The sequence below is a fragment of the Acidimicrobiales bacterium genome (genome assembly GCA_022452035.1).
In the GTDB taxonomy this organism is placed as follows: domain Bacteria; phylum Actinomycetota; class Acidimicrobiia; order Acidimicrobiales; family MedAcidi-G1; genus UBA9410.
Map to the genome: position 1 here is coordinate 84,729 of JAKURV010000005.1, position 18,111 is coordinate 102,839.

16 protein-coding genes are annotated in these 18,111 nt (G+C 63.6%); 8 read left to right on the forward strand and 8 right to left on the reverse strand.

Features of this window, described 5'->3' with window-relative positions:
* Nucleotides 1–25: 25 nt before the first annotated feature.
* Both MK181_03320 and MK181_03325 read right to left on the reverse strand, forming a co-directional pair.
* Nucleotides 26–913, reverse strand: coding sequence for an alpha/beta fold hydrolase (locus MK181_03320; protein MCH2418824.1), 888 nt, complete (start codon nucleotides 911–913; stop codon nucleotides 26–28).
* Nucleotides 914–1,088: 175 nt separating this feature from the next.
* Complete coding sequence (locus tag MK181_03325; GenBank protein MCH2418825.1) at nucleotides 1,089–1,718, reverse strand: class I SAM-dependent methyltransferase; 630 nt, start codon at nucleotides 1,716–1,718, stop codon at nucleotides 1,089–1,091.
* 61 nt (nucleotides 1,719–1,779) lie between these two features.
* Here MK181_03325 and speB point away from each other — a divergent pair, with 61 nt between their 5' ends.
* The 3 genes from speB to MK181_03340 all read left to right on the forward strand — a co-directional run bounded on the left by speB (nucleotide 1,780) and on the right by MK181_03340 (nucleotide 5,154).
* Nucleotides 1,780–2,730 (forward strand): agmatinase, encoded by a 951-nt coding sequence (gene speB, locus MK181_03330; protein MCH2418826.1) that lies wholly within the window; start codon nucleotides 1,780–1,782, stop codon nucleotides 2,728–2,730.
* A 112-nt stretch (nucleotides 2,731–2,842) separates the two neighbouring features.
* Nucleotides 2,843–3,952, forward strand: coding sequence for an MFS transporter (locus MK181_03335; GenBank protein MCH2418827.1), 1,110 nt, complete (start codon nucleotides 2,843–2,845; stop codon nucleotides 3,950–3,952).
* A complete protein-coding gene (locus tag MK181_03340; GenBank protein MCH2418828.1) occupies nucleotides 3,949–5,154 on the forward strand; it encodes an aminotransferase class III-fold pyridoxal phosphate-dependent enzyme in 1,206 nt (401 codons plus the stop codon). Before MK181_03335 ends, MK181_03340 begins: the two co-directional genes overlap by 4 nt.
* Before the next feature lie 30 nt (nucleotides 5,155–5,184).
* Here the strand turns inward: MK181_03340 and MK181_03345 are convergent, their stop codons facing one another.
* From MK181_03345 to MK181_03370, 6 genes are all read right to left on the reverse strand, one after another.
* Nucleotides 5,185–5,676: an Lrp/AsnC family transcriptional regulator gene (locus tag MK181_03345; protein MCH2418829.1), complete on the reverse strand. Its 492-nt coding sequence runs from the start codon at nucleotides 5,674–5,676 to the stop codon at nucleotides 5,185–5,187.
* Nucleotides 5,673–7,040 (reverse strand): aspartate aminotransferase family protein, encoded by a 1,368-nt coding sequence (locus MK181_03350; GenBank protein ID MCH2418830.1) that lies wholly within the window; start codon nucleotides 7,038–7,040, stop codon nucleotides 5,673–5,675. Before MK181_03350 ends, MK181_03345 begins: the two co-directional genes overlap by 4 nt.
* 136 nt (nucleotides 7,041–7,176) lie before the next feature.
* Entirely contained in the window at nucleotides 7,177–9,228 is a 2,052-nt protein-coding gene (locus MK181_03355; GenBank protein ID MCH2418831.1) for an extracellular solute-binding protein, read from the reverse strand.
* Nucleotides 9,229–9,271: 43 nt separating this feature from the next.
* Nucleotides 9,272–10,180 (reverse strand): ABC transporter permease, encoded by a 909-nt coding sequence (locus MK181_03360; GenBank protein ID MCH2418832.1) that lies wholly within the window; start codon nucleotides 10,178–10,180, stop codon nucleotides 9,272–9,274.
* Nucleotides 10,164–11,039: an ABC transporter permease gene (locus tag MK181_03365; protein MCH2418833.1), complete on the reverse strand. Its 876-nt coding sequence runs from the start codon at nucleotides 11,037–11,039 to the stop codon at nucleotides 10,164–10,166. Before MK181_03365 ends, MK181_03360 begins: the two co-directional genes overlap by 17 nt.
* Nucleotides 11,039–12,109, reverse strand: a complete 1,071-nt coding sequence (locus MK181_03370) for an ABC transporter ATP-binding protein (GenBank protein ID MCH2418834.1) — start codon at nucleotides 12,107–12,109, stop codon at nucleotides 11,039–11,041. The genes MK181_03365 and MK181_03370 overlap by 1 nt, the downstream gene beginning before the upstream one ends.
* A gap of 280 nt (nucleotides 12,110–12,389) precedes the next feature.
* Between MK181_03370 and MK181_03375 the strand changes: the two genes are divergently transcribed.
* The 5 genes from MK181_03375 to MK181_03395 all read left to right on the forward strand — a co-directional run.
* The gene (locus MK181_03375; GenBank protein ID MCH2418835.1) at nucleotides 12,390–13,568 is read left to right on the forward strand and encodes an ABC transporter permease; all 1,179 of its coding nucleotides are present in this window, start codon (nucleotides 12,390–12,392) and stop codon (nucleotides 13,566–13,568) included.
* Complete coding sequence (locus MK181_03380; protein ID MCH2418836.1) at nucleotides 13,561–14,490, forward strand: ABC transporter permease; 930 nt, start codon at nucleotides 13,561–13,563, stop codon at nucleotides 14,488–14,490. The genes MK181_03375 and MK181_03380 overlap by 8 nt, the downstream gene beginning before the upstream one ends.
* Before the next feature lie 56 nt (nucleotides 14,491–14,546).
* The gene (locus MK181_03385) at nucleotides 14,547–16,061 is read left to right on the forward strand and encodes an ABC transporter ATP-binding protein (protein ID MCH2418837.1); all 1,515 of its coding nucleotides are present in this window, start codon (nucleotides 14,547–14,549) and stop codon (nucleotides 16,059–16,061) included.
* 105 nt (nucleotides 16,062–16,166) lie between these two features.
* On the forward strand, nucleotides 16,167–17,582 hold the full coding sequence (locus MK181_03390) for an FAD-binding oxidoreductase (GenBank protein ID MCH2418838.1): 1,416 nt from the start codon (nucleotides 16,167–16,169) through the stop codon (nucleotides 17,580–17,582).
* Between the two features lie 20 nt (nucleotides 17,583–17,602).
* Nucleotides 17,603–18,111 (forward strand): FAD-binding oxidoreductase (locus MK181_03395; GenBank protein ID MCH2418839.1); only part of this gene is annotated, 509 nt, incomplete at its 3' end.

An 18,111-nucleotide genomic window follows, 5' to 3' on the forward strand; every position in this document is an offset into this window, starting at 1 on the left:
GCCCGCCCCGTCGCTTGGAGGCCGGTCAGGCCGCCTCGACCCGGGCTACCAAGGCGCAGATCGGATCCAGGAAAAGTGGCCAGACGGCCTCTGGCATCTCGTGACCCAGGCCGTCGATCCACACCAGTTCGGCGTCGGGGACCGCGTCGGCTGTCTCCTGCCCGCCCTCGGGCAGGATCAGGGGGTCGGCGGTGCCATGGAGCACCAGCGTCGGTACCCGCACGTTCCGAAGACCGGGTGTCCGGTCGTCGTCGGCCAACGCGGCTACGGCCTGGCGGATCCCGCCCTCCGGGTGCCAAGCCCGGTCGATGGCGTCCTCGATCTCCCGGCGGGCGTCGTCCTCGTCGAACGGCAACAGGGTCCCTGCGCAGATCCGGGCCGCTTCCACGCCTGCGGCGACCAGCGTGTCCAGATCGTCGGGATCGGCTTCCGGGGGGACAAGAGTCAGGGCCACCTCGGTGGGCATGGGGATGAACCGGGGCATGGACTGGCTGGAGGTGAGCGACCGGACCCTCTGTGGGTGCCGGATAGCCACATGCTGGGCGACCATCCCCCCGAGTGACCATCCGTAGACGTGGGCCGAATCGATTCCGAGGGCGTCAAGCACCCCTACGGCATCGTCGGCCATGTCACCCAGGGAGTACGCCGACTCGACCTGGTCCCCTTCCAGGACAGTGAAAAGGGCGGCGATCAGGTCTCCGGCCGGCTGGTCGTCGAACCAGGTGGAAAGGCCGACGTCTCGGTTGTCGAAGCGGATCACCCGGTGGCCCCGATCGGCCAACCGACGACAGAAGTCGTCTCGCCAGACCGTCATCTGGGCCCCGAGGCCGGCGATCAGCAGGACAGGTGGGTCGCCCGGATCGCCGAACTCCTCCACCTCGATACTGATCTCGTTGGCCTGGACCTGGACCATCCCTACTCCTCGTCATCTGACCGGCGCTCGGCAGGTTGCCACGATGGCCGACTTGCTCTGGCAACGGACCAGCACTGATTTGGCCTCACGGGAGGCCAAGGGCAAAGTGTCCAGCCGTCAGGTGGTCGACTCCCACCTGGACCGCATCGGCGAGGTGAGTGGTTGGGCCGGATGTTCAGGCGGGCTTCGTCGCCCTCACCACCTTGGCTGGAACCCCGGCCACCTCCTCGTGGCGACCGGCGGCTTCCAGGCCGAGGGCCCGCAGTGCCGCCGAGATGACGTCCACGTCCACCGGTGTCAGGTGGGTCTCGTGGCCGGCGTGGGCCGCGTGGTCGGGGTGTTCCGGGTCGTCGTAGTCCTCGTCGACCAGAACCAGGCGCCCGCCGGGGGACAGCACCCTGGCGAACTCGGCGAACGCCAGCCCGTGGTCCACCCAGTGGTGAATGGCGTTGGCCGCCCACAGCACCTCGGTCGATCCGCCGGCCACCGGCAGGTCCTCGGCCACCCCGCACTCCACGGTGATTCGTCGCCGGGCCCACTGGAACAACCGCCGTAGCCGGCACACGGCTCGCATTACGGCCGACGGCTCAACGGCCACCACGTGGGCGCCCCGCTTTGCTGCGAGCATGGTGGCAGGACCCATGCCCGCCCCTACGTCCAAGCCGCGCTCCCCGGGCTTTGGATCAGCCAAGTCCACCAGGGCCCGATTGAGGTCCGACGACCAGAATTTTCGAATCTTCCACAGCCAGTGAAGTTCGGCTAGCAGACCTTTGTCGTGATCGTGTCGGTGCTGCTCGTGGGCCACGTCGACGAGCCTGCCACGATCCGACGAGGTCGATCGGGCCCGGCCATGGAAGAATCCGCCGGTGACGGAGAACCCACAGCCTCTGGGGGGTAACGAGATGCCCCGGTTTGGTGGGATCTCCACGTTCATGCGCCTCCCCGGTACCTCCGATCCGGCAGACCTGGACGTGGCTGTCGTCGGTGTCCCTCTGGACACCGGAACTTCCAACCGTCCGGGGGCACGGTTCGGGCCCCGCGGGATTCGCGCCGAGTCGGTACTGATCCGGCCGTACAACATGGCCACCCGAGCCGCACCGTTCGACAGCCTCCGCATCGACGACACCGGCGACGTGGCGGCCAGCCCCTACGACCTTCAGGCAGCCGTAGATGCCATCGAGACGCACTACGACAGCCTGCTAGCCCACGACCTGGTCACTGCGTCGATAGGAGGCGACCACACCGTCGTGCTCCCGATCCTTCGATCCATGGCAAAGAAGCACGGCCCCGTAGGCCTCGTGCACGTAGACGCCCACACCGACATTAACGACACCATGTTCGGCTCCAAGATCGCGCACGGCACCCCGTTTCGACGGGCCGTTGAAGACGGGCTTCTGGATACCAGCCGGGTGGTTCAGATCGGCGTGCGGGGAACCGGCTACGCCGCCGACGACTTCGACTGGTCTAGGGAGCAGGGCTTTCGCGTGGTCCAGGCGGAGGAGTGCTGGCACCGCAGCCTGGAGCCACTCATGGCCGAGGTCCGTGACCAGGTGGGTGGAGGGCCCGTCTACCTCAGCTTCGACATTGACGGTCTTGACCCTGCCTTCGCTCCGGGCACGGGTACCCCTGAGGTCGGCGGACTGACTATGCCTCAGGCCCTCGAGGTGATTAGGGGCTGCCGCGGCCTCGACCTCGTGGGCTGCGACCTCGTCGAGGTGGCTCCCATCTACGACACCAGCGGGATGACAAGCCTGGTCGGCGCCAACTTGGTCTACGAGATGCTCTGCGTCCTGCCAGGTGTCGAGTCCCGGGCCTAAACCACCGGCTGGTGGAAGCGCTGGATCTGGACCGCACCGCGGTCCGAACCTGCTGCCGTACTTCCTGATCCTTTTTGGGTGCTCAGCTGGCCTGGCCTCCATCATTGTCCTGTTGGCCGAACTCCGTGACCAGCTTGGATTCTCAGAAGCTGGCATCGGCCTTGCTATCGCCTCGGGCTTTGGCGCGGCGTTTGTAGCCAGCCTCGTCATGGCTCCTCATGCCGACAGAGGACGGGCGCCCCTGATGTTGCGGTCCGGTCTAGTTCTTGCCGTGGTAGCGATGGTTCTTCTCGCAATTGGTGATGACCTCTGGCATTACGTGTTGGGTCGGGCGGTATTCGGCTTTGCTCTCGGAACCGCGGGGCCAGCAGCACGACGCACCGTGATCGTGGCTGACCCTCTCAACCTGGGCCGAAATCTTGGTCGATTAGGTGCTTGGGACGTCGGAGGCTTTGTGGCAGGACCGGTAATCGCCGCTGGCCTCGCGGCCATCGGCGGGTTTCGCTTCACGTTCTGGGCAATGGCCTCTGCATTGGCCCTCCTGCTACCCGTGGCGTTTCGGGCTCAACCAGACGTAGCGACTCAGGATGAGAAGCGCCTCGGCCTGCGGGGGCTACTTCGGATCCGGCGCCTGATCGGCGCCTTCTTCGTGGTAGCGGCCTACTTCGTATTCATCGGAGCCTTCGAAGCCGTTTGGGTGCTGGAGTTGGACACGCGAGGTGCTTCACGGACCGTGTTGGGTGTTGCCCTCACTACCGGTGCCCTCCCTATTGCCCTTCTATCGCCTATCGGTGGCTCGCTGGCCCAGCGATATGGAGCCCGGCGGTGGGCGGTCGGGACTCTCGGGATAATCATGGTGATGGTCATCTTCTGGGGGATCGTGCCCGGAATTATCGGCCTGATCGCCCTGACCGTTGCCACCTCAGTCGTAGAAGGACTCGGGTTCCCGTCAACGCCAATGCTGGTGTCGGCCGCAGTGGCTGAGGATCGCCAAGCTTCGGCTCAGGGTCTAATGGTTGCCGTCGAGGTGGCGACGGGGGCCGTGGCCGCCTTGGTTACCTCCGCTGTCTACGCCGCCCACGGCGACACCGTGGCCTGGACAGCGACGGCCGTCACCATGGGACTCTTGCTTTCCATCGGTGCGATACTCACCCGACCCGATGACCGTCGACCCGTCCGGCCCGGTATTCCGACCGACCCGACCAGGAGGCCCTTCCGATGACCAGCGCCCTGTTCCACGCCTTTGCTCCAGCCGCCAAACCCGAAGCCGACTTCGTGAACATCGTCCGCGGCGAGGGTTCCCTCGTCTGGGACGACTCCGGGAAGGACTACGTCGATGGCCTGGGCAGCCTCTGGTACTGCCAGGTCGGGCATGGCCGGGCCGAGATCATCGACGCCGTCGCCGACCAGATGCGTCGGATTGAGGCTTACAACATCTTTGACCCGTTCACCAACGAACCGGCGGTCCGGGTGGCCGAGATGATCGTCGAGAGGTCCCCCCACCCGGATGGACGGGTGTTCCTTGGCTGTTCGGGGTCAGAGGCCGTGGACTCAGCGCTCAAGATCGCCCGCCAGTACCACCAGAAGCGGGGCGACGCTGATCGCCAGGTCGTGGTGCGCCGCACTAACGGATACCACGGCACCAACTTCGGCGGCACCAGCGCCCAGGGCATCGCCCCCAACCGGGAGGGTTGGGGCGACCTGGTCCCCCACTTCGTGGAGGTTCCCCACGACGACCTGGAGGCGGCAGCCACGCTCTTTGCCGAGCAGGGCGAGCGGATCGCCGCCGTAATTAGCGAACCGGTCCAGGGCGCCGGCGGCGTGCACCCGCCGCCCGCCGGATACCTGGAAGGCCTACGCCGCCTCTGCGATGACAACGGGGCGCTGCTCATCTTCGATGAGGTGATCTGTGGATTCGGTCGGACCGGAGAGTGGTTCGGAGCTCAGCACTACGGCGTCACACCGGACCTCATGACATTCGCCAAGGCCGTGACTTCCGGCTACCTACCGCTGTCGGGAGTGATCCTGTCGCGAGGCGTGTGCGAAGTGTTCGAAGAGCCGGGGTTCATCTTCCGGTCGGGCTACACGTACGCCGGTCACCAGGCCTCGTGCGCCGCAGGCATCGCCAACCTGCAACTCATGACCGACGAGGGCCTCGTGGAGAGGGCCAACCACGTCGGCGATCAGCTCCGCGGTGGGCTGGATGCCCTGGTTGCCGACGGCCTGATCGAGTCGTGGCGGGGCACGGGCGCCGTCTACGCCGCTGAGCTGGGCCGGGACGCCATCCCGGTGCGCAACGAGATCCTGGCCAACGGGGTGATCGTTCGGCCCATCGGTACCTGCTTGGCCATCTGCCCGCCGCTGGTCATCACCGACGACGAGGTGGGCCGCATCATCGACACCATGGCCGCCGCCCTGCGCTAACTGAGGAGACCGAGCGGTCCCCAGCGTGGGTCAGCCCGTACCCCAGGAGAAGGTCAGCTTTTCCATCTTTAGGACCGGTGAAACCTCGGTGGAAGCCACGCCGTCGATCTGAAGGATCCGGTCGTTGACGAGGGTGAGAAGGGCGTCGTTGTCCTCGCAGAGAACCTCAGCCAAGACATCGAAGCGGCCGGCGGTGATCAGCACGTACTCGGCCTCGACCAGGTCGGCCACCGCGGCAGCCACGGTCCGGACGTCGCCCGACACGGTGATGCCCACCATTGCCTGGGTGGAGAGTCCCAGGCTGAGAGGGTCAGTGACGGCCACCACCTGCATAACCCCTCGATCGATCAGGCGGTTGACTCGCTGGCGCACCGCTGCCTGCGACATCCCGACCCTGGGTCCCAACTCGGCATACGACATGCGGCCGTCGATCTGCAATGCGCTGATGATGGCCCGGTCGACGGTGTCCAGTTTGAACACCTCGCTCCGTTCCGAGCCGGCGGCTCCCGTCAACTTGTTCACATCCCCATCTCCGCCATGGCTTCGGTGAGCGCCTGCCGGAGCTTGGCGTTGATCTCCTCAAACTCGGCGGGTCCGGCGACCAGCGGTGGCGAAAGCTGAATCACCGGCTCACCACGGTCGTCGGCCCGGCAGATCAGGCCGATCTCCAGCAGGCGGTTGGACAGGAAGCCCCGCAATAGGCGCTCCCGTTCATCGTCGGTGAACGAGACCCGGCCATCGCGTTCTCGGACCAGTTCGATGCCGTAGAAGTACCCCGCCCCGCGGACATCGCCGACGATGGGCAGGTCAGCCAGGTCATCTATGGCGGACCGGAAGGCCGCCTCGTTGGCCTGGACGTGGTCCAGAATTCTCTCGTCAGCGAACACCTGCAGGTTGGCCAAGGCCACGGCGCAACTCACCGGATGTCCGGCGAACGTGATGCCGTGCAGGAAGGAGTCGCCGGTACCCACGAAGGGTTCGGCCACCCGGTCGCTGACCAGCATGGCCCCCAACGGCGAGTAACCGGAGGTGAGGCCCTTGGCCGACGTGATCATGTCCGGCTGGTAGCCGTAGCGCTCACAGCCGAACATGTGCCCGAGCCGTCCGTAGGCACAGATGACCTCGTCAGATACCAGGAGCACCCCATACCGGTCGCAGATCTCGCGTACCCGGGTGAAGTAGCCGGGGGGCGGCACAAAGCAGCCGCCGGCGTTCTGCACCGGCTCTAGGAACACGGCGGCCACCGTCTCGGGGCCCTCACGAAGGATGGCCTCCTCGATGGCATCGGCGGCGTGCAGACTGCAGTGCGGGTCGTCCTGGCAGGTCGGGCACCGGTAGTGGTTGGTCTCCGGCACCTTGACAGCCCCGGGGACCAGCGGTTCGAAGACCGTCTTGATGGACTCCAGCCCGGTGATGGACAGAGCCCCCATGGTGGTGCCGTGATAGGCGAGGTTGCGGCTGATGACCTTTACCCGGTCCGGCTGGCCGAGGAGTTTGAAGTACTGCCGGGCCAGCTTCCAGGCCGACTCGACGGCCTCCGAGCCGCCGGTAGTAAAGAACACGCGGTTGAGGTCGCCTGGGGCAAGTTCAGCCAGTTTCGCCGACAGCTCGATGGCCGTCGGATGGCCATAGGTCCAAATGGGGAAGTAACCCAGCTTGGCTGCCTGGTTGCCGGCCGCCCGAGCCAGTTCCGGGCGTCCGTGGCCTAGCTGGCTGACGAACAGGCCAGCCAGACCGTCGAGGTAGCGGTTGCCCTCGGTGTCCCAGACGTGACACCCCTGGCCCCGTTCGATCACCCGTGTGCCGTCGACGTCATTTTTCAGGACAGAGAAGTGTCCCCATAGGTGCTTCTCGGCCAACTCGGCCAGCCGCTGGTGATCGCTCATGGTCTGGGTTTCCGGTTCATGGCCCCGTACCGGGGCCGGTTGGGGGCGCCGATCGGCGACCCCAGATGGCCCACCCGGACGGGGGGCTGGAGATGCGATGCACCTCCGGCCCCCCGGCTGGGAGGAAAGGGTCAGGTCAGCTGCGTGCCCTACTCAGGGCGTCGGTGTACTCGATCTCGAAGTCACCGGTGTCCTCGATGAACTCGAGCAATGACATGTCCGTCGGGTAGATGATCGGGTTTTCGAGTACCTCGGGATCGATGTACTGCTCCGAAGCGGCATTTGGGCTGGCGTACCAGTTGTAGTTCGTCAACTGGGCTCCGTTCTCCGCATCGAGCAGGAAATTCATGAAGGTGAACGCCGTGCACGGATGTGGGGCGTCTGTGAGGACGGCCATGTTGTCCACCCAGATGGTGCCACCCTCGTCGGGCACGAAGTAGGTGTACTCGCTGTCGCCCTCTTCGAAGCCCCAGAGGAAGTTGCCGCTGTAACCATGGCCGACGACAGACTCGCCAGTGACGATCAGTTCGTCGTACTGGTCGGAGTCGAAGGCAGCCACACGGCTGACGGCGTCGGCGATGACCGCTTCGGCCTCGGCCAATTCGGACTCACTCGTGGAGTTGAGCGAATAGCCGAGGTACTTCAGCGCAGCACCCATGGTCTCGCGCGGGTCGTCGAGAATGGTGATCTTGCCGGAAAGGTCGAACTGCTCCGCAAGTTCTGCATCGAACAGCAGGCCCCACGTGTGCGGCACCTCACCAGTGATACCAATATCTACACCGACACCCGTGGTTCCCCACTGGTAGGCGGCGGTGTAGACCGCTCCCGGGTCATAGGGCGGATCGGCAAACGTGTCGGCGACATTGGGTTTGTTCGGCACCGCGGCCGCTGGGACCGGCAGGATCATCGATTCCGAGATGAGGATCGAGACCATGTAGTCGGATGGGATGATCATGTCGTAGCCCGAGCCGCCAGCCTCTACTCGGCCAAACATCTCCTCGTTCGACGGGTAGAAGTCCTCAGTGACCGTGACTCCGTACTGGTCCTGGAAGGCCGTGATCAGGTCGGGGTCCATGTACTCAGACCAGTTGTAGAAGTTCAGGTCGCCGTCGACCTCGTCGAGGCCGCACGCCACCTCATCTGCACCACTCGGAGCGGGAGCCCAGATGTCGACTGTGCCTGCGCCTATCCCCTCGATCAGGCGTTCGGCTTCGTCACGAACGCCGGCTGGTAGGACGAAGGCATCGTTGAACTCGATCACCAAACCGCCGTTGGCAAGGTTGACCTCAAACGCTTGGCCTCCGACAACACCACCGTCGCGAAGTCTCAACATCTCCTCGAGCGCAACCTCCCAGTGGTACACCTGCGAAGCAACGACCAGGTCCGGGGCCAGCGAGGTCTGGTTGGCCTGTGTGCCGAACCAAGGAATGTCGTTGTCCGCAGCCACACCGACCGCTCCAACGACCATCTGAGCGGTGCCGGTCAGGACGTCAGCGTTGTTTGACAAGTGTGCCTCGGCAGCTTCGGCCGCTAGAGCCACGTCACCAAACGAACCTGTGTAGGTGATGTTCACCTCAGCAGCTCCGCCAGCGAGAGCACCGGCCTCGAAGCCATTGATGTACGCAACAGCGTCGCCAGCCTCGATAGGCCCGACCACACCAATGACTCCTGTCTCGGTGAGAGTAGAAGCGATCCAACCGTTGACATAACCGCCTTCGTCGGCTGCAGGCGCATAGGCGAAGACATTGTCAAGACCCTGCGTGTCAGAGGCGGTCCCCCACGCGAACGTCACATCCGGGAAATCCGGAGCGATTTCCATCAGGGACGCGCCGTACTGGGTGCCATGGGCGATCACCACTTCAACTCCGTCCTCGGCATAGCCGCGAATCGCAGCTGCCGCATCCTCGATGATGAAGGTGCCGTCCGTGATCGACAAGTCGATGTCACGGCCCAGGGCCTTGACCGCATCGACCATGCTCTGGCTGAACGCCAGATCGTCAGACGCACTCGGAGCAACGATCGCCACCCTCAGCGGGCCAGCGTCATCTGCACTAGGCGCCGCGGTCGTCGGAGCCGCGGTCGTCGGAGCCGCGGTCGTCGGAGCGGGCGACTCTGCGTCCGATCCGCACCCGATGGCCACCATTCCGACCGCACTTAACAGTGCAATCATCCGTATCCACTTCTTCATTGGGTCTTCCTCCCCATTTTCCGGGTGCCCGACGTCTGCCGGGTCACTTCCCCTTCTGCGAGCTGGTCGCCCGCTCAAGGACCAGCGACGCGACGACCAGGGCCATCGACGCCGCAAGGATCACGACGGACACCGCGTTGACTAGGGGGCTGACCCCCTTGCGCAGCATCCCGAACACGTACACCGATACCGGGGTGGCACCCACACCCGACACGAAACTGGACACGACCACGTCGTCCAACGAGAGCGTTATGGCCAACAGGGCACCACCGAGCACACCCGGCATGATCTGTGGAAGTGTCACCCTTCGAAAAGCCCCCCACCTGCTGGCATACAGGTCAGCAGCAGCCTCCTCCATAGAGGAGTCAAGGTTGGCAAGTCGGGCTCGTACGACGACCGAGACGAACGAGATGTTGAACGCCACGTGTGATAACACCAACTTCTCAAGTCCGTCGGTCAGGTTGACTCCCGGGATCACGTTGAACCACTGAGCAGTTTCTCCAAAGAAGACCAGCAGCATCACGGCCATCGTGACGTCGGGGATGATGATCGGCAGATAGAGAACCGCATCGAAGGTCTTCTGTCCCCACCACCGGAACCGCTCGATGGACAGTGCTGCGAGTGTGCCGAGTACCACTGAGATGAGCGTCGAAGCGACGCAAACCTTGACCGAGATCCAGATGGACTCCTGGATGTTGTCGTGGTCGAGGAAGTCGCCATACCAGGACAGCGTGAGGCCAGTCCACTTGCCAACGATTGGGCTCTTGTTGAACGAGTAGGCGGCTAGCACAACAATCGGCGCGTAGAAGAAGAGGTAGACAACTAGGGAATGCGTCCGCAACAACCACCTGCTGGCCCCCATCGGCTCAGCTGTCGACCTAGCGGCGCCCTTGCCCATCAGCAGGCCCCTTGCCGAGGTGCGGTCGTCGGGGTATTCACAGGTTCCTCCCACCTTGGCGGAAGTAGACGAGCGTGCCGATGAGCATGACGGCCAGCACGACCACCGAGAGCGACGCCCCCAGCGGACCATTGCGGGCATCCATGAACTGGTCGACGATGTAGCTGCCCATCAGCCCCTTCTTGTTGCCGCCGAGTATGGCCGGCGTGACGAAGGCACCAAACGAGGGCACGAAGACGAGGATCGAGCCGGCGATGACGCCTGGCCTCGAAAGCGGCCAGACGACCCGCCGGAAGGACTCCCAGCCACTGGCATAGAGGTCCCGCGCACCCTCGACGAGACTCCAGTCAATTCGTTCTATGGACGCGTACAGCGGAAGCACCATGAAGGGTAGGTAGCCGTATACGAGGCCGAGAATCACGGCCTTGCTCGTGAACAGAATGCGGCCGTCACCGAGGCCCATACCCGACGCCATCTGCGTAAACAGGCCATCACTGTCCAGCAGTAACCGCCAGGCATAGGTCCGGATCAAGAAATTGGACCAGAACGGGATCATGATGCCGACGAGCATCAGATTCCGGGTGGTCGGACGACGTGTCGAGATGAAGTAGGCCAGCGGGTACGCCAGCGCCAGGCAGATAACCGTGGTGATGATGGCGAACCAGAGGGATCGGAACGCCACGGCGCGAACGACCTCCTCGCTGAGGCGCCGGTAGGCCTCCAGATTCCAGTTGTTGAGTTCCGTTCGGCCGGTCCTGGTGCGGGTGGCGAAGGAATAGGCAATGACGACCCCAAGCGGGATAACGAAGAAGACCAGTAGGTAGATGATTGACGGCAGCCCAAGCAGGAAGCCTCGGCGGGACTCCGCTCGTTCGGCCTGGCGTTCGAGGCCCGGAGTCGTCACCGCAGCCATCACCCAATCACCACCGAGGTGTGGTCGGGGTCGAACGAGACCGTTACATCGTCGCCGGGGCTTCTCCGGTCACCAGCCAGGCTCGCCGGGCACCGGATCTCGAGGTGCATCCAATCGACGGAGACCGAATAGGTGACAGCATTACCTAGGTACACAGCCGAGTCGACGACGCCGTCGAGCCGATGGCTGCCCTCCGGGGCCTGGCCTCGACCGTGCACGGTGAGGCGCTCGGGCCGCACCGTGACCGCAATGGCTGTTCCCTCAGGGTGGCTGGTCGGCACGCGGAGTCGGTCACCGTTGGTAAGCACTACCTCGTCGCCGCTAGCCACCGTGGCCTCGAGAAAGTTGGTGCGGCCGATGAAGTCCGCGACAAAGCGCGTGATGGGTCGCTCGTAGATGGCCTCCGGCGTGTCGATCTGAAGGAGTCGGCCCTCGTGCATGACCCCGATACGGTCGCTCATGGTGACCGCCTCCTCCTGGTCATGTGTGACGTAGATGAAGGTGATACCAACCTCGCGCTGCAAGTTCTTCAGCTCGGTCTGCATCTGCTGGCGGAGTTTGAGGTCGAGGGCGCCGAGCGGTTCGTCGAGGAGGAGCACCTCGGGTCGGTTGACCAGCGCTCGGGCAAGGGCAACCCGCTGTTGCTGCCCGCCGGAGAGTTGGTTGGGTTTGCGCTGTTCCATCCCGTCCATCTCGACGAGGCTGACCGCCCAGTCGATCAGGTCGGATCGTTCGTCCTTGTCGACCTTGCGCATCTCGAGGCCGAATCCGATGTTTGTCCGAACATCCATGTGTGGGAAGAGGGCGTAACTCTGAAACACGGTGTTGACGGGACGCTTGTTGGGCGGACGTAAACCCATCTCCTCGCCGTGGATGCTCAGGGAGCCCTGACTGGGCAGTTCGAGGCCGGCGATCATGCGCAGGGTGGTCGTCTTGCCGCAGCCCGAGGGACCGAGGAGGGAGAAGAACTCTCCGTCCGCGACGGTTAGGTCAATGTCATCAACGGCGACGACATCGCCGAAGCGCTTGGTGACGCCCTGGAGTTCAACCGCGATGGTCGTTTCCCTCATGATGGAGAGGTCCCCTCCCTTGCTGATACCTCGCCTGCCTACTGGCTTCCGGCACCGTAGAGATTCCGTTGTCGAAGCACAAGATTTCAACGAAATCCGTCTTGTGGCACATCGCGGCCAACCAATCCTGTGGTCGCCAGACACCCCTTTGACCGGAATCCCCCCAACACATCCAGATCCGGTGCTCTCAAGGCCTTGGTGGTTAACTCAGGCACGCTTCAACAAATGTTGTAGACATTGGCAGCCCAGTCGAACCGTAGCCAGAGGAGAGTAGGCGCGGGTGCTTAAGAGTCTCATTGGCGCGCTGGTTCCACTCCTGGCTGCGGTAGTCGCCTTGGCCTTTGGGGCGACCATGCTCCTAGCGCTCGGAGCCAGTCCAGTTGAGGGTTTCAGCGCGATGTTTGACGGGGCATTCGGAAGCGGCTCTCGTATCGCTGCAACGGCAGTCAAGGCCACCCCGCTGATTCTGGTGGGCGCAGGTATCACGATCGCCTTCCGGGCAAATGTGATCAACATCGGTGGAGAGAGTCAGATCATCGCCGGGGCGCTTCTCTCCACCGTCGTCGCGCTGAGCTTTCCGGATTTGCCCACCATTCTCCTTGTGCCGGCGGTTCTCTTGGCAGGCCTGGTCGGAGGCGGAATATTGGGGGCCATCCCCGGAGCGCTCAAGGCCTACGCCTCCGTAAACGAAATCCTGAGCACGATCATGCTCAATCTTGTGATGGTCCAGTTCATGAACTACCTCCTGCGGGGCCCACTGATTGACCCCTACGAGATGGAGGCGGGAACCCGTATTCCCCAAACCCAACGGCTTTCCGACAACGCAATGCTTCCTAATCTGATCGACGGCACGAGGCTCCACCTCGGAGTCCCCGTGGCGATCTTGGCCGCAGTAGGTGCGTACCTGCTCCTCTGGAGAACCCCGACAGGATTTCGTCTAAGAGCCGTCGGCCATTCCGCCGATGCCGCACGGGCATCCGGGATGAACGTCAAACGGAACATCACCCTCGCCCTCGCATTGTCGGGCTCGCTGGCAGGAATAGCAGGCGCCATCCTCGTCTTCGGCAGCGAGGGCCAACGAATGGTTACCGACGGATCCGCTGCCGGCTTCACCGGAAGTGCAGGTTTCAACGGGATAGTGGCTGCACTGTTCGGAGGGCTGCACCCAATCTGGACCATTCCATCCGCCATGTTGTTCGGTGCTCTCCTGACCGGCGCCACCCAACTCCAGCGCGTGCTCCAAGTGCCAGCAGCCCTCGCCGTCGCACTCAACGGAATCATCGTGATCTTCGTTGTCAGCAGCACCCCCGTACGCGGTTGGATCCAGAGGTCACTCTCTGAAGCCGGGCTGTTCAACAGGCGCAACGACACCGAGACAGAGAACCCCAGGCACTCGCGTTCGGAGCCAGGTGGGCTATCAGACATGCCTGACCCATCCGAGGAGAGTGGAAATGTCTGACTTCTTCACCCTCAGTGTCCTCGTAGCCACTGCCGCCTCGGGGATCCGCTTGGCTACGCCGTATCTACTCGCTTCGCTCGGTGAAACGGTGGGCCAACGAAGCGGAGTCCTCAACCTGGGGGTGGACGGCGTGATGCTCCTAAGCGCCTTCTTCTCGTACTGGGTCGTGCTCAAGACAGGAAACCTGTGGCTGGCAGTTCTGGTAGGCGTGGCCGTTGGGCTAGTGATGGGGCTCCTCTACGGCTTCATCACCGTGGTCTTGAACGCGACACAAGGCATTAGCGGCATCGGCATCTACATCTTCGGTTTGGGACTCAGCGACCTGCTCTTCCGGCGTCAGGTCGGTACGCCAAAGCCGGTCCGGCGCCTACCGGATGTCGACATTCCTGTGTTGTCTGACATACCCCACCTGGGACCCGCTCTGTTCCAAAGAAACCTCTTGACCTATCTGGCATTCCTGCTGATACCCACCACCGTGTTCCTGCTGGGAAGGACCACGTTCGGCCTAAACATCCGGTCGGTCGGTGAGAACCCCAGTGCGGCAGACAGCCTCGGTGTTTCCGTCAGGCGAACCCGTTTCGTAGCAATACTCATAGCCAATTCGATGGCTGGACTCGCGGGTGCGGCCCTGGTACTCCAACTGGGCATCTTTCAACCAAACCTCACCCAGGGAATGGGCTTCATCGCCGTGGCCCTCGTGTACTTCGGTGCCTGGCGCCCAATCGGCGTGATGTGTGGTGCTCTTCTCTACGGGTTGGTCAACGCCACGGTCCTTCAATGGAAGGCGCTCGGGATCATCCCCGTCAACGGTTCGGACCTAGCGGCCATGGCGCCTGCTGTATTGACCATCCTCGCCCTCGTTGTTCTGGCTCGTCGTGTAAGTGCGCCAGCCGCACTCACACGGCCGTTCTCAAGGCATTGATCGAAGGCTCTGAAAGGCAAACCGGCACCATGAGATCAGAGCAGAGACTCCTGGAGATGAACGGAATCACGAAGGCGTTTCCGGGGGTCGTAGCCAACGACAGCATTGATTTCGATGTCCGCTACGGGGAAGTCCACACGCTGCTCGGAGAGAACGGTGCCGGGAAGAGCACTCTGGTCAAGATTCTGTTCGGCCTATACCAGAGCGACGAGGGAAGTATCCGACTTCGCAACGACCCAATGGAGATCACGGCTCCCGCGGAAGCAATCTCAGCACGGATCGGCATGATCCATCAGCACTTCATGTTGGTGCCCACCTTGACGGTTGCAGAGAATGTTGCCCTCGGGACAGCCTCTACCCGTCGGCCCTTCACCGACCTAGATCTGGTGTCAGAACGCGTTGCCGAGATCTCCAGACAGCACGGCCTGGCTGTCGATCCATCGGTCGAGGTACGGCGATTGGCCGTTGGTGAGCGTCAGCGGGTTGAGATCGTCAAGGCCCTCTATAGGGATGTAGAACTGCTGGTCCTTGACGAGCCAACTGCGGTCTTGACCCCCGGGGAGGTCGATGATCTCTTCGTAATCCTTCGTCGGATGGCGGACAGCGGGCACGGCCTGATCTTCATCTCGCACAAACTCCGCGAGGTGATGAGCCTCAGCGACAGGATCACCGTCCTCCGGAACGGTCGAGTTGTCCAAACCATCACTCCGGCTGAGACCAGCACGGAGGAGTTGGCGCAGATGATGGTCGGCAGATCCGTGAACCTGGCTCCCGACAAACCCAAGCGGGAACCCGGTGGAGTTCGCCTGGAGGTGCAGGGCCTGACTGTCCAAGGTGACCGTGAAGAAATCTCCGTGCGCCAAGTCGATCTTCTGGTGCGATCCGGTGAGATTCTGGGAGTCGCCGGTGTATCGGGCAACGGACAGCGCGAACTCGCGGAGGCGATAGCAGGCCTGCGCAGTGTTGAAGCCGGTGGCGTCGTCCGCTTAGACGGAATCGACGTCACAGACAGGGACGTCCGTGCTCGACGGGACCAAGGCCTTGGCTACATCTCCGAGGAACGCATGAAGGACGGTGCAATAGCCGAGTTCACCGTCGGAGAAAATCTGTTACTCGTAGAACACGGATCCAAGAAGTTCACGCGACGAGGCATGCTCGCCTTCGGTGCGATCAACAAGCACTGTGAGAAGTTGGTCGAAGACTTTGGCGTTAAGACGCCAAGCGTCGAAACTCCGACATCCAGTCTCTCGGGCGGAAATATCCAGAAGGTGATTCTGGCTCGTGAACTTTCTGCGAAGCCGAAGGTCTTGCTGGCATGCCAACCGACCCGTGGGGTCGACATCGGTGCAACCGAGTACATCCACAACCTTTTGATCGAACAACGAGACCTAGGAACAGCAACGCTCCTGATTTCCGAGGACCTCGATGAGGTTCTGGGTCTAGCTGATCGAATCGCAGTGATGTACGAGGGCAGGATCGTGGGAATCGTGCCAGTTGAGGAAGCCCGTCGGAATCAAATAGGACTCATGATGGCTGGAGTTCCAGAGCAAGAGGCTCGGAACAGCCCTTGAGGAGACTGTGGTCAAAGTTGGCTCACATCTCCGTGTGGGAGAAACGGCCAGCAGGGTGACCCCCGCGCACCCCCCGATAGACGGAGCCGTGGAGGGCTCCCCATGATGACGGATCCGCTCGTCGACCGGGCCCTGGCCGAAGCCCGACCGGTGGTGTTCTGGCTAGACCAACCGGAACATCCCGAACCGGCGCCGCCTCTGTCCGCCGATCTCGAGACTGACCTCGTAGTTGTAGGTGGGGGCTTCACCGGGCTCTGGACGGCGGTGACGGCGGCTGAAGCCGACCCCGGCCGTTCGATCGTGGTGCTCGAGGCCGACACAGTCGCATTCGGCGCGTCAGGGCGCAACGGCGGCTTCTGTGATGCCTCACTCACCCATGGCCTCGAGAACGGAATCGGCCACTGGCCCGACGAGATTGACACACTCATCCGCCTCGGCAACGAGAACCTGCACGGCCTGCTAGATGTCGTGGCCCGCCACAGCATCGACTGCTCACCAGAACCGGCTGGTGCCCTGGACGTGGCTGTCGCCCCCTGGCAGACCGAGTCCCTGGCAAAGAGCGCCGTTGTCCATCAAGCACACGGCCGGCACGTGACCCTGCTGGACGCGGCAGCTACACGAGCCGAAGTCGACTCGCCGACTTACCTGGGCGGGCTCTGGCACCACGACGGCGTGGTGATGTTGGATCCAGCGAGGCTGGCCTGGGGGCTACTACGGGTCGCCAAAGCCCTAGGGGTCAGATTTTTCGAAAACACGCCAGCGCGGTCGATCGAAGCGGTCCAAGGGGCCGAAAGCACGACCGTCAGGATCCGGACCGACGGAGGATCGGTAGGCGCCAGAAATGCCGTCGTGGCAACCAACGCCTTCCGGCCCCAGGTTCGACGCATCCGGCGCTTCGTCGTACCGGTGTACGACCACGTCCTGGTGACCGAACCTCTTACTGGCAACCGACTGGCCACCATCGGCTGGTCCAACCGCCAAGGCCTCTCGGACGCGGGCAACCAGTTCCACTACTACCGACTCACACCTGACGACCGGATCCTGTGGGGCGGTTGGGACGCCCTCTACCACTTCGGCAACCGGGTCGACCCAACCGTCGAGCACAGCCCGAGCACCTCCCGGCTGCTTGCCACCCACTTCTTCGAGACGTTCCCCCAACTCGAGGGGGTGGCCTTCACACACCGGTGGAGCGGTCCCATCGGCACCACCAGCCGGTTTACCTGTGCCTGGGGAACCTCGCATCGCGGGAGGGTGGCCTGGTCGGCCGGCTACACCGGCCTCGGCGTGGGGGCCAGCCGATTCGGCGCCCGGGTTGCACTGGACCTGGTCGACGGCCAGGAAACCGAGCGGACCGGTCTCGAGATGGTACGGATGTCGCCGTTCCCGTTCCCTCCCGAACCTCTGCGCTGGCCGGCCATCCAACTCACCCGCCGGGCCATACAGCGATCCGACCGGCGGGGCGGGCGCCGTGGCCCCTGGCTGACCATGCTGGATAGGTTCGGAATCGGCTTCGACAGTTAACCGGGCCTAGGTTTCTTACCGTGGATCCGATACAGGACGGCCAAACTGCAGACAGCCAAGAGGATCCCCGATACCGCCTGGTGTCGTTCTGGCACGACTCCTACCCAGGTTCGTTCGCTCCCCGCCCGGCACTGCCCGGCGACCGAGAGGCCGACGTCGCCATCGTCGGCGCGGGCTACACCGGCCTCTGGACCGCCTACCACCTGCTCCGCTTAGATCCGTCGATACGCGTGGTGGTCCTGGAGCGGAAGGTAGCCGGCTACGGCGCCTCGGGACGCAACGGTGGATGGGCCCTCGGCGAGTACAGCATCAGCCCCATGGACTGGGCCGCCCGATCCACCCCTGAGGATGCGGTTCGCCAGATGCGGGGCCTTTACGACGCTGTCGACGACATCGGCCGGGTGGCCGACGCCGAGGGCATCGACTGTCACTACGCCCCGGGCGGCTGGATCGACCTGGCCCGCAGCCCGGTTCAGGCTGACCGGATCACCGCCGGGGTCCGAGCCCGCCATGCCGTAGGCCTCACCGA